Raw genomic sequence first — 13486 nt, 5'->3', positions numbered from 1 at the left:
ATGTATTATTTTTCCTGATAAATTTTTACCCAATCAACATACATTTTTACAGGATTACCCATTGTTTTTTGGAAGGCATCTAATTGAATACACAAGTGATGCGGATTTTTAAGAATTGCTTTGGGGTCGGTAAGCGTCCATATCAATTTATTATCTCGAAAAATTTTGATAGAATGCTCAGTCCATTCCATCGCCATTATTTGCCATTGGCTTCCATCTGCTTGATGAACAAATTCGTGTTGCTTGTTGTCTACATCATAATGGATAAAAGTTTTGAACGGATTTCGTGAAGAAGAAGTTCCAGTTTCGTAAATATCATTTTCACCATCAACAGGCCATTTTTCACTTTGAGGCCAAGTAAGCACAACGCCACTTGTAGCTTGGCTTGGATCAGGCTCAGTTCTTACTTTGAATTCAAATTTTCCAAACGTATAATTTCTTTTGTGAGCCATTCCTCCAGAAACTATTTTGTTATTTTTCATCTGAGCTGTAACAATAAGCAATCCGTTTTTAACCGAAAATGCTTCGGGTTTTCGTAATCCGTTACCAGCGTGTCCTGGGCTGTCATACATTAGCCATTCAGAGGTATTGACAGAGGAACCATTAAAATTCTCTTGAAAAACGAGTTTCCATTGTTGTTTTTTGTATATTTTCACCCAATCAACCTGCATTTTGATAGGTTTTGTAAATCCTTTTTTCAAATCTTTTTCCACCTGAAAACAAATATGATGCGGATTTTTTGCAATAGATCCTGTATCTTGCATTTTCCAAACAAGATTACCATTTACGTAAAATTTGATGACATTAGGTTCCCATTCCATAGCAATGACGTGCCATTTTGTTTTATCAAAGTTATATGATTTGTGATGTTTTTGGTCTTCCCATTGGTTATTATTGATTAGTTTTCCCCAATGTACCCAACTACTCCAATTATTATCGGTATGATGAGTTTCATAAATATCATTTTCACCATCGGCAGGCCATTTTTCGCTTTCAGGCCAAGTAAGTCCTACGCCACTTGTTGAGTTGTGGGGGTCAGAATCCATTCGTACTCGAAATTCAAATTTGCCATACAAGTAATTTTTCTTGTGAGCTACTCCGCCCGTCATATATCTTTTGGGGTCGGTAGGATGTTTATCTACAGACAAATTCAGAAATCCGTCTTTAACCTGTACTGCTTCACGTCTTCTCATATGCTCAGAATGGTCTTCATTAGGAAAATATTCATCAAGCCAAGAGTTGTCATATATTCCCCAATTATCTTCATCGAGCTTATCCTCATTGAAGTCGTCTTGAAAATCCAAAACCCATTTTGCTTCATTCATTGATGAATTTGCATCAGGTATATCATCGGGTTTATCCATTTCAGTATGATTCTCTTCGTTTTTAATTTCACTAACTTGTTTTTCACAAGCAGATAACATAAAAAGAGCAAAACAAGTAGGAAATATCATTTTTTTGATTAAAATTTTTACATATGTTTTCATTTTAATTGATTTTTTGAGGTTTTTCAAATTTTAGAAAGAGATTTATATAAAATGTTTATTTTTCGACTCTGCTGTATATTTTGACCCAGTCAACGTATAATTTTACGGGATTTGCAGAGGCTTTGTTCAAATCTTTTTCCACCTGGAAACACATATGATGAGGTACTTTGGCAATGGCATCGGAATCTTTTAGTGTCCAAGCGAGATTTCCGTTTATGTATATTTTTATATATTCAGGAGACCATTCCATTGCTACAACATTCCATTGTGTTTTGTCTATGTGGTGGGTTTTCTGATATTTTGAGTCTTGCCATTTTCCGCTACTATCTTTTGTTCCGTAATGAATCCAGGTGTTCCAAAAATCGGTTTCGTACTCAGTTTCAAATATATCAGCCTCTCCATCTTTTGGCCATTGTTCGCTCTCTGGCCAAGTCAGACACACACCACTGGTAGAAGCAGTGGGGTCGTGTTCCATTTTAACTCTAAACTCAAATTTGCCATACAAGTAATTTTTCTTGTGAGCTATTCCCCCAGTCATGTACCGATTGGGGTCGGTGGGGTGTTTATCTACAATTAAGTTCAGAATTCCGTCTTTGACCTCAACTGCCTCAACTCGTCGCATATGTTCAGGATTATCGCTCCAAGAATTGTCATAAATTATCCATTCTTGGTCGTTTAAGGAATTTCCGTCGAAATCATCTTGAAAATCCAGAACCCATTCAACTGGCTTTTCTGGAACGCTATAAGGCTCTGGCGTTTTATTTATTCCCGAATCTTCTTCTTTCTTGCAAGATAAAGCGAGAATACATATTGATATGAAAATGATCTTATTTTTCATCATAATATTTTTTAATTATAATTTTTCTTTAAAATTCAGTTCGCTGATGGTTAGGTCTTCAAAATTATCGTCCCAACAACCTATTTTAATGATAAAATAAATCGTTCCACTTTGTGAAGGCGTAAAGGTTGTTTTGTCTTTAATGCTTGAAAAATCTGACATTAAACCACTTGTAGGCGGATTGGCATTTCCCGAGAAATCATATACTTTATTGTCATTGAAATCACCTCCATTGGTAGGTTCTTGTGAACTAATATAAACTTGTATCCAGCCCCATGCTTTTTCTTTTTTGAAGTCTAACATCATATCGTAGGTATACGTTTTACCTCCTTCTACCTCAACGGATTGATAGATAACGTGATTGTATTTTTTACGTTCATTTCCGTTAGAATAATAGATGTTCTTACCATCAACTATCTTTATTTCGGCATCGTTTGAGATACCTCCATCGATGCCCTGTGGAAGAATTTTCCACGCATCGCCTTTAAGCATCGTTTCAGTGGGAGGTTTGGGGAGCGTTGGAGCTTTTTTGAAAACCAAATCTGAAAGAATTAAATTTTCAAAATTATTATCCCAACTGCCTATTTTAAGAACAAAATACACAACTCCGTTTTGTGTGGCTGTAAATGTTTTTTTATCTTGAATATTTGAGGCTTCAGACATTAAGCTACTCATTGGAGAGGTAATTTTATTAGAAACATCAAACACTCTGTTTTCATTAAAATCTTCAGAGGCAATGGGTTCTCTCGGACTGATATGCAATTGTATCCAGCCCCACGCTTGTCCAGTGATATCTATCATCATATCATAAGTATAGGTTTCACCAGCAACCACTTCAACAGGTTGATAAATAACGTGATTAAACCTTCCTGCCACAGCTCCCGAGCTATAATGAATATTTCTACCATCAATAATTTTTATGTCGGTATCGCCTGTTACTCCTCCAATGTTTTGTGGAAGTATTTTCCACGCATCGCCTTTAAGCATCGTATCAATAGGAGGAGGTGGAGGTGTTGGCAAGAGTTTCGAACCATCAATTACGATGATAGTTGTTGCAAGTTTTGAATTGATATTGCTGTTGTTTGTAATTTTGATTGCCAAAACCATTTTTTTTTCGAAATATTCGGGGTATTCATCGGCAATCTTCTTCATATTTACGTGAAGAAAAAAAGATTTTTCGTTGTTACCAGGCTCTACACTAACACTTTGCGGGAAAGAATAGGTGTCTTCGGGAAGCATAACCGCATTTTCAACCTGTTGGTCAGCTACTACGGAATTAGTTGTTTCCATATCGGCTACGACATTGACAGAAAAACCATTTTTGCTACGACCAGAGTTTTTTACCCCCAGAACGATTTTCATCTGCTTTGTTGTTTCTTCTAAGGTATAATTTTCAATATTTCCATTTTCGAAAGGAACAGGGTACAGATTTGAAAAGCCGCCATTTAGCATCGAAGCCTGAGGCATATAGATAGACATCAGTCCTTCTTGGTCAAAAGCGTCTTTTGAATCGCAAGATACAACGTAAATTGCTGTAAATAATGCAAATAGAATAGATAATTTTTTCATTGTATTTATTTTTAAACTACCAACCAGGGTTTTGTGTTAAAATTCCTTGTGATTTTGCAATTTCAGATTGTGGAATCGGATGGAGATACATTTTTTCTAAAAAAACTCTTTTTTCAACTTCTTTTACATCGTAAGTGAAATGAGTTCCATTTTTTGTAGGGCGAACCCCTCGTAAAGGGCTATTGAGTACTGTTATGGCGTCTTTCCATCGTCTCAAATCCCAATATCGATGTTCTTCAAAGGCAAGTTCTATGCGGCGTTCGTGTTTTACTTTTTCTCTGAATTCGTCTTTTGAACTTGTAGTGATAGGAGGCATTTCAACGCCTGGTCTGCTTCTAACTTTGTTGAGAGCTTCTTCAGCGGTAAGTCCATATCCATTGCTGTTGTTAGGACCGTAGGCTTCGTTCATAGCTTCAGCATAGTTCAGATATATTTCAGCCAAGCGGAAAACAATCCAACTTCTTAATTTTTTTTCATCTTGAATTAAATTGAGATTTTCATTTAAGAATTTTTTCAAATAATATCCGGTCCGAGAAGCATTTTTATTGTTGAAATCATCAGTACCACCTTCCCAGATTTCGATGGTTCTGTCGTTCCACTTGCTATTATTGGTTACAATAGAAAAACCTAATCGGGGATCGCGATTGGCATACGGGTCATCGGGGTTAGGAATACCTTTGTACTCGTAAGCATTTACCAAATTGTGAGAGGGTGTAATCCCGCTATTACCTCCAGCAGTTCCGATAGGATAATTACTTTTTTCCAAATCGTTAGTAGCTCCTTGTCGTATAGCAAAGATGGTTTCTGAGCTTTTTGTGCTTTTATCGCCAATGAATAGTTCACTGTAATTTGGATCTAACGAATACAAATTCAGGCTAAGTAATTCGTTGGCAGCACTTGCCGCAGCTTGCCATTTAGTGGCATCGTTGCCTGGATTAAATAGAGGGCTTGCTGCGTATAGCAAAACTCTTGATTTTAAAGCTAATGCGGCTCCTTTGGTTATGCGTCCGTCCAGTCCAATATCCTGAAAGTCAGTACCCCAGTTAGTAACTAGGCTGTCTTTGGAAGCATCAATTTCGCTGACAATGTAGTCAACCACTTCATCAACACTATTTCGTGGTAAATGTGTATTATCATTTGAGTCTAAAAGATTTTTTACGATAGGAACTCCACCGAAACGTTTCAAAAGTTCGAAATAAAAATAAGCACGAAGCACTCTGTTTTCAAATCGTAAGTATCGGATACTTTTTACATCTCTCTGGTATTCATTGATATCATTAGTAGAGATTAAGTTTCGATTCAGTTTTAAAAACTCAACATAATTCGGATATGTTTCCAAAAAATAGGTAGCAGCTCGTATCCCTTCATAATTATATAGATAGCTATTATCAGGATTGGTAAAAGCATTCCAGCTTCCTTCATTGAAAATCTGTGTAGAAGAAGGCGAATACGTATATTCAGCCTCATCAGAAACAGCAGCAAAAAGATTATTATCTATGGCATATCCTCTGTTTTGCAATCGTGTGTAAGCGGCATAACCAAAATCATAAAGTACTTTATAATTAGTTTGTATTTGCTGGTCTGTGTTATAAATATCTACCTTTGTATCTAATACATCGCAACTTACCAGAGAGCCTATCAGTACAGATATGCTCAAATGTATTATTGAATATTTGCTAATTTTTAACATAAGATAAATTATTTAAGTTATTTACAAAATTTAAAATTTCAAAGAAACACCCATTGTGACAGATTTAAGAGCAGGATATCCTGATAGTACCTCGGGGTCTAAGTTGTAATCAGACATCAATGAAGAAACTGTAAAAGGATTAGTCGCATTCAGATATATACGAACTTTATTTAAACCTGTGTTTTCAATCATTCGTTGAGGAATGCTGTATCCAATTTCTACATATCGAATTCTTATATAATCTGCCTTTTTTATCCATAGGGTAGAGGATTGATAATTGTTATTATTCCCTAACAAAGAAAGACGAGGATATTGAGCTGAACTACGTGTATCAATTCCTTGATTAGGATAATAAGCCCATCGATTTTTGGCTATGGCATATACATTTCCGTTATTTTCAAAAGCAATGGTTTTTAGACGTGCATCGTAAAGTAAATCAATATCTCTGCCTTGTACCCCTTGTACCAAAAGCCCTAAATCAAATCCTTCGTAAGCAAGATTGATAGACCCTGCATACGTTAATGCTGGCAAAAATCCTTTTCCGATTTCAATTCTATCGTATTCATTGATAAATCCGTCTGCATTGATATCTCGATATTTTATATCCCCAGGCATTACGTTGCCAAATGAAGGTTTTGGTAATGAAGAAACTAAGTTTCCATTGGTGTCAAAATCCGAAACATCATAAAATCCTATGGCATCATATCCAAATCGTATTCCGATAGATTTTCCTGTTTTGGCAGATTGTTCTGAAACAGCATCATATTCTGCCATATAATCTATCTTGTTGATAGCATACGAAGCATTTGCTCCAATAGTATATTGTAACTTTCCGATGGAAGAAGTGTAATTGGTAACAAACTCGAAGCCTTTGTTGGTTACTTTACCTAGGTTTTTATAAGGTGGCGTTGCTCCAAATACACCTGATAAACTATAATCGGGAGAAACAATATCCGTATTTTTGTTCAGAAAAGCATCAATAGAAATGCTCCATCTGTTGAAGAATTTGGAATCAATACCAATATTATATTTAAGACTTTTTTCTGCAAAAATATCAGGATTAGGTACATATCGAAGCCCCATTGTATTGTGCCATGTAGGGGTATCATTCCCTGTGGCAAAACCACCTCCGCCTACCGATGAATAATATTTTTGATATAAATATCGTCCGCCATTGTAGTGATCATTGCCCGTAGTACCAACAGAAGCTCTTATTTTTAGCAAATTGATATTTGGATTAGAAACTACATATTTATCATTGAAAATATTCCACCCGAAGGAAAGAGCGTGATAAAATCCAAATCGATTACCTTTAGCATAATTATCAGACCCGCTATAAGCAAAACCCAATTCAGCAAAGTATTTATTTTTGTAATCGTAGTGTATGCGTCCGCTAATATTCTGATAAGCATAATCGTTATTTAAACCAGCAGCTCCGTTCAAGTTAGCATCAATGTGATACAAATATTGCAGATAACTTACGGCGGTTGTTAATGTACTACTACCAAAGTTACGTGAATATCCAGCTCCTAATTGTATTTGTAATCGATTCCATTGGTTGGTTCCGTAGTCGTCTTTAACTTCGTAATTTGTGTCGCGATCGGTAGTTTGTGCCAAACCATTTAATACGCGTGTATAGTTTCTGTAAACGCTTCGCGTGCCTCGTGTCCAAGTACTAAGTGATATTCCCTGATTTATATATAATCCTGGGGTTATAAAGTCAAGTTTTTCTTTCAAATCGAAGTTTGCCGAAAAAGTTCTATCGTGCATGGTCTTAAATCCTAATGCTTGAATAGAAGCATACGGATTATCGGGATACGTTGAGGTTCCCGTATAAGAACCATCTTCATTTTGGTGATTATAGATGATGTTAGGATAGCTCTCCAAGTTTTTCCATAGATTGGAGGTTGAATAATTAGGATTGCTTCTATCTTCGATTCGTCCATTGATATTCACTCTTCCTTCAAATAATTTCAACATACTGAAATCAAGATTGGCTTTGATGGTAAATTGTTCAAACTTTGCATTGGAATGCGAATCATCGGTTCGTACCTTGTAAAGTCCACTATTTCGTGCGTGTCCTAAAAGTACGAAGTATTTGGCTGATGAAGAACCTCCTTTGATGGTTACATCTTGTCTATCCAAAAGCGATGAATTTTTAAGAACTTTGTCGTACCAATCGGTATTGAATTGAATATCGGAAGGAATGTTATAGTAAGTACTCCATAAACCTAAATCATTGCTATAAGCCTCGTTATACAATTGTGCATATTCTATTGCAGATAGTGGTTTGCTAAGTATGGTAGGTTTTTGAAAACCTGTTTGTAATTCTACTCCGATAATCGGTTTGCTTTCTATGCCTCGTTTAGTAGTTATCCAAATAACTCCATGAGCTCCTTTCATACCAAATGGAGCTAAAGCTGCAGCATCTTTCAATATGGTAATTGATTCTATTTCAGAAGGCGATAAATATACCAAATCGCTTTGATAACCATCAATAAAAATAGTGGCTTGTGGATAGTTATAAGAGCCTAATCCTCTGATAGTCAGATATGCATCATTTGCGCCTGGTTCTCCTGAACCTTGTAAAGTAGTTAGTCCTGGAAGTAATCCGAATAAACTATTGGTGAAATTCGTTGAAGGCATTTTCAATAATTTTTCTCCCGAAACATCTGAATAGGAAATCGTAGCAGATTCCTTGGGAATATTCACCAACGTACCTGCAACAAATGTCGAATCGGGAATAAATATCGTAGGGTCATTGGTATTTTGAGCTTGCAAATTGAATATTGAGCAAACAAATACCACGATGCAGAAGAATATGTTATTTTTATATTTCATCTTACTATGTCTTAAATTATTTTCAAATAAAACAAATACAAATTCTTAATAACCAGGATTTTGTATAATATATCCTTTATTTACTTCTCCAATCGGAAAAGGTTCTAAATACTGACTTGGGTCCCAATATCCTGTGTAAAGGACTCGTACCGCATAAGATACATAATCCCAAGGATTCCAACCAGCGTCTTGACCAGAAACGTATTGAAATTCAATACCTTTCTTATCGCCACCGATAATTCCGTTTCCTAAATCAGGTAATTTCCAGTGTTTTACATCAAAAAGACGATGGTTCTCTTCGTAAAATTCAATTGCCCATTCTCTTTGTATAATATTTCTCAGTTTCGTTTTGTTTGTTTCTGTAATGTTAGGAAGACCTGCTCTATTTCTTATTACATTGAGATACTCTTGTGATTTTGTTGCATTACCCAGTTCGTTATACGCCTCAGCAAGGTTTAGGTAAAATTCGGCTAATCGGTACAGAGGGAACTCAAACCAATCTCTTGTGTCAGCCATATACCAGAATTTTACACGTCTTCCAGCACCTTCCGTACCTCCTCTTCCTGCCCAAGTAGAAGCATTGGAAAGCATTTCACTTGACCATTTGTAGGAAGTTGGGTTATTCCACGCTTGTTGTCCAGCAATGGCTGCCGAGGCTTTAAATCGTGCTTCCATTTCGTTGGCTTTTTGTACGTATTCGTTGTAAGAACTCCAATTCTCTCCAGCCCATGTTTGATTAGTTCCATCGGATTTATAGTATTGAGTTAGTTGTAAATAACTCATCGCATTGGCGCCTCCAGATTGCGTTTGTGGACTATAAGAAACCGATGCTTGTTGCGATTTGAAGGCTAATAGAACTTCCTCATTATTAGGAGTAGAAACAGCTGTTCCGTAATCTTTGAAAGGGTCTCCGCTGTCAATAACTCGGTATCCATTAGATGTTGCCCAATTGATAACTTCAAGATTAGCTTCAACAGCACTTTGCCACAAAGAAGGGTCTTCTGCACCAAGCGAAATAAGAGAGTTGTTCGCACCCAAACTCATATAAGGAATGGCACTATTGAACAGAGGTCTTGCGGCAAACATCAGAGCTTCTGCTTTAACGCACATTGGAATTCCTTTGGTTACACGACCTTTGTCGATTCTGTTGTACGAATTAGGAAGGTCGCCTACTGCCAAATCACAGAGCTTTATGATATGGTCAAGAGTTGCACGTACCGAAGCACGAGGAATCATAAGATCAGACTCTACGTTGAGTGTTCCCTCCACAATAGGAACACCTCCGTATCGTTTTAGCATTTCTTGATAACGATAAGCGATAAGTGTAAGCATTTCGGCCTTTATGGCTTTTTTATCAACATCAGATAGGTCAGAAACTTTGTCAATATTTTCTATTACGAGGTAACACTGACGAATGGCTTGATAGTTATAAACAAAACCATCAGGGCTTAAAGGTTTTCCATCTCCTTCATTAGCGGTCATTCCCGAGCGTTGGATTTTCCAAGCATCTTCCCAGTTGAATTTCAAAGCATTCACTTCACCAGAAAGATGAGAAAGTGTTCCGCCTCTAAGTCCGTTGTTTCGGTCATTATCCCAACCCCTTAGAGTAATTCCAGCTTGCAAGCTCATTCCGTAGGCTTGAGCGATAGCCGACAAAGATTTTTGTTTTGTAGCGAAAATAGAATCTACAGTAACATCACTTCCCAATCTTTTTTCAAGGAAATAATCTTCATTTGCACACGAAAAAAGTTGTGAGCTTAGAGTTATAATCAAAAAAATATAATATAGATTTTTCATTGTATTGTATTTTCGTTATGTCTAAATTTAAAACTGAATATTGATACCTAAGTTATACACTCGCGTCATCGGATACAAATATCCAGCAGCGGCTCCGTTTGCGTCTTGTTGCTCGGGGTCATAACCAGGAAGCATCTTAGACCAAGCGTGCAAATTATTTCCACTTAAAGAAAATCTTATGGAAGTAATACCACTTTTTTCCAACCATCTATGTTTTTCTAAGAGATAGCTTATTTCTACGTTTTTTAACTTAATATGGTCTGTAGATTGTAACCAAAAATCACTAAAGGCAACCCCGTTTATGTTGTCTCCTGTACGCAGAGAAGCCCGAGGGAAAGTAGGTGTTATACCTTGTTGAACTTTTTCGGGAGTCCATCTTCCTTCGTATTGATGTTTGAAAGCCGCTCCTTTGTCCATATAAAAAGGATATCGCATATAGAAATCAAGAGGCATAGAACCTTGGGCTGTACCTGTGAATAATATTGATAATCCAAAACCTTTGTATCCTAAATTAAGATTTGCACCAAAATTATATCTCGGGAAGTTTGAATAACCTATCGGCACGAAATCTTTTTCATCAATAATATTATCACCTGTTATATCTACATAACGAATGTCGCCAGGTTGTACTTTGTTTCCGTCGTAACGTGAATAAGGGCGCTGCATTACTTCTTCCCAGGTGTTATAGAAACCATCAGTAAGTAAACCTTTGTATTGACCAATGGAATAGCCCGTAGCATTCATCCATTCAAACTGGTTAGCTGGTTCGTCTCGATATTCGATTTTATTTTTGGCATATGAAACATTAAAACCTAAACTATATGTAAAGTCGTTTATTTTGTCTGTCCAATGAACTTGAACTTCATATCCTTTGTTAGAAACCTCACCAATATTCACAGCAGGCAAATCGGAAGCAACAATTCCAGGAACCGTACCTCTGTACCACAGAATATTATCTCTTTTTTCCTGAAAAATATCTGCTGTAATAGAGAGTTTATCTTTGAACATATGTAAATCTATTCCCAAATTACTTTTTTTGGCTCTTTCCCAAGTTACATTTGGATTACCCACTCTTTTCTCCCACGAACCTGTATAGAATGGGTCTTTAGTACTTCCATTGCTATCTCCAAAATAATATCCTCCGATACCAATTCCTGTATTTTCATAACCTTCAAATCCATATCCCCAAGTACTAGGAAGATACAGAAATCGTCTGCTACCAACTTGGTCATTACCAACCTCTCCGTAAGAACCTCTCAATTTCAGATAAGTTACTATGTTGTTTTCAGGGAAAAATTTTTCGTTGCTAGCAACCCAACCAAGTGAAAAAGCAGGAAAGAAACCAAAACGCTTACCTGGGGCAAAATTTTCAGTACCATTGTAGCCCATATTCACTTCCAATAGGTATCTTCCGTCGTAATCGTAAGTAGAACGAGCGGCAAGTCCCATCAATCCGGCAGGAACGAAATATTCGAGTCCAGGGTCGTGTGTTTTTTGTCCGTTGGCAAGTATAAGAGCTGTAACGCCATGTTTGCCGAAAGTACGTTCGTAATTGGTTGCAAGTTCAAAATACACTCTTCGCCATTTGTACAATCTGAAATTATCTTCAAGTTGGATAGGATTTAAATTTCCCCCAAAGAAGAGAATTTCGGATAAGTTTTTAGGATTTCGTGCAACGGAATACGATGGTACAGATTTTTCTCGTCGTACACCTTTGGAATATGTATCGTTGTATGAAAAGGTTCCTGTTGCCGATAATCCTTTTGTGATATAATCGAAGTTATGTTTTAACTTCAAATTGATGTTTAAATTGGTTTTATAAGTGGTAAGATAAGGACGAGTTAGAAGCCCTGAAAAGATGGTATATCCTGATGCTTTCTTGGCTGTAAGGGGATTAACTCCATCAACAAAACCATGTACTAGATGATTATCTACAATGCCAGGTCCCGTAAAGGGAGGGTTTGCTAATATGTGAACAAGCATGGCTTTTTGCCGAGCATATTCTCCAGTGATATCTCCATCTTGTGAGCTACCTAAAATACCTCCTACTTTGGAAGATACAGCCGTTAGATCAACGGTCAAATTTGTGTTATCAGTAACATCAAAATCTAGATTGGATCTGAAATTATAGCGTTGATATTTAGAATTGATATCAGCGTCGTAATAATCTGTATTTTGAAAAGAACCTCCTTGGTACAAATATCCTAACGAAGTAAAATATCGTGTTTTTTCTGTACCGCCCGAAACATTTAGATTAAACTGAGTTTGTGGTGAATTTCCACCGAAAGCCTCTTTGAAATAATTATGACTTGTGTAATATATAGCGGGACTATTAAGAAGAATTTGTTTTTGTTCTGGAGTTAAATTCATCGCTTCAACTTCATCAGGAGTAAAATCACGATTGTTTTTGAATTTCCATAATTCGTTACGAAACCCTTCTTCACTAAACAACAGATTGAACTTACTTGGGTCATTATCATTTCGTATGGCTTCATTTCTGAAAACCGCATAATCGTATGAGTTCAGAAGGTCTAATTGAGTAGCTAATTGACTTATCCCTGTATTGTAAGTGAGGGTAACCTTTGGCGCTCCTGTTTTTCCTCGTTTGGTAGTAACAATAAGTACTCCGTTAGCACCTTTTACTCCATATACAGCGGTGGCCGAAGCATCTTTGAGCAAATTGATACTTTCTATTTCATAAGGATCCATAGCATCAATTACACTCATTGAACTTTGAATGCCATCTACTACAACCAAAGGCTCTTGGCTCCCCGAATTAAATGTGCTTATTCCTCTAATTCGGATTGTAGTTGAATTTCTCCCAGGTTCTCCACTTGATTGTGTGGAGGTGATTCCTGCGATTCGTCCGACCAAAGCATTTGACACATTGGCTACAGCGTTTTCGGTCAAATTTTTACCCTTCATAGAAGAAATAGCCCCAGTTACAGATTCTTTTTTCTGCGTTCCATATCCTACAACGACTACTTCTTCAAGATCAATCAAAGGATTATCAAGTTTCACATTGATGACACTTTGATTATTAACAGAAATTTTTACATTTTTGTAACCGACGAAGGAAAATTCAAGTACAGCGTTTGGATTAACTAAAGTAATTTGATAATTTCCGTCAAAATCGGTTACTACGCCATTGGTCGTACCAATTTCTACAACATTTACTCCAATTAGAGATATTCCGTTTTCATCTACAACATTTCCTTTTATTATTTTCTTTGTGGGTTGTTTATAATCCGCAAAACAAAATGT

General features: G+C 36.6%; 7 protein-coding genes. All 7 read right to left on the bottom strand.

Annotated elements, in window-relative coordinates:
• Positions 1-5: 5 nt before the first annotated feature.
• Positions 6-1487, bottom strand: a complete 1482-nt coding sequence (locus OO775_RS08760) for a glycoside hydrolase family 16 protein (protein ID WP_264846707.1) — start codon at positions 1485-1487, stop codon at positions 6-8.
• Positions 1488-1542: 55 nt separating this feature from the next.
• A complete protein-coding gene (locus OO775_RS08755) occupies positions 1543-2325 on the bottom strand; it encodes a glycoside hydrolase family 16 protein (protein WP_264846706.1) in 783 nt (260 codons plus the stop codon).
• A gap of 15 nt (positions 2326-2340) precedes the next feature.
• Positions 2341-3894, bottom strand: a complete 1554-nt coding sequence (locus OO775_RS08750) for a DUF1735 domain-containing protein (RefSeq protein ID WP_264846705.1) — start codon at positions 3892-3894, stop codon at positions 2341-2343.
• Between the two features lie 16 nt (positions 3895-3910).
• Positions 3911-5584, bottom strand: coding sequence for a RagB/SusD family nutrient uptake outer membrane protein (locus OO775_RS08745; protein ID WP_264846704.1), 1674 nt, complete (start codon positions 5582-5584; stop codon positions 3911-3913).
• Between the two features lie 30 nt (positions 5585-5614).
• Entirely contained in the window at positions 5615-8425 is a 2811-nt protein-coding gene (locus OO775_RS08740; protein ID WP_264846703.1) for a SusC/RagA family TonB-linked outer membrane protein, read from the bottom strand.
• 45 nt (positions 8426-8470) lie between these two features.
• Entirely contained in the window at positions 8471-10222 is a 1752-nt protein-coding gene (locus tag OO775_RS08735) for a RagB/SusD family nutrient uptake outer membrane protein (protein WP_264846702.1), read from the bottom strand.
• A gap of 27 nt (positions 10223-10249) precedes the next feature.
• On the bottom strand, positions 10250-13486 hold a 3237-nt coding region (locus OO775_RS08730; protein ID WP_264846701.1), incomplete at its 5' end, for a SusC/RagA family TonB-linked outer membrane protein.

Origin of the sequence: Capnocytophaga catalasegens (assembly GCF_026005215.1) — a bacterium.
Taxonomy (GTDB): Bacteria; Bacteroidota; Bacteroidia; order Flavobacteriales; family Flavobacteriaceae; genus Capnocytophaga; species Capnocytophaga catalasegens.
This window is presented reverse-complemented; position numbering and strand designations above follow the sequence as displayed.

Coding starts and splice junctions, on each gene's coding strand:
- OO775_RS08740 (WP_264846703.1), bottom strand. CDS start 8,425: ATGAAATATAAAAATAACATATTCTTCTGCATCGTGGTATTTGTTTGC.
- OO775_RS08735 (WP_264846702.1), bottom strand. CDS start 10,222: ATGAAAAATCTATATTATATTTTTTTGATTATAACTCTAAGCTCACAA.
- OO775_RS08755 (WP_264846706.1), bottom strand. CDS start 2,325: ATGAAAAATAAGATCATTTTCATATCAATATGTATTCTCGCTTTATCT.
- OO775_RS08745 (WP_264846704.1), bottom strand. CDS start 5,584: ATGTTAAAAATTAGCAAATATTCAATAATACATTTGAGCATATCTGTA.
- OO775_RS08760 (WP_264846707.1), bottom strand. CDS start 1,487: ATGAAAACATATGTAAAAATTTTAATCAAAAAAATGATATTTCCTACT.
- OO775_RS08750 (WP_264846705.1), bottom strand. CDS start 3,894: ATGAAAAAATTATCTATTCTATTTGCATTATTTACAGCAATTTACGTT.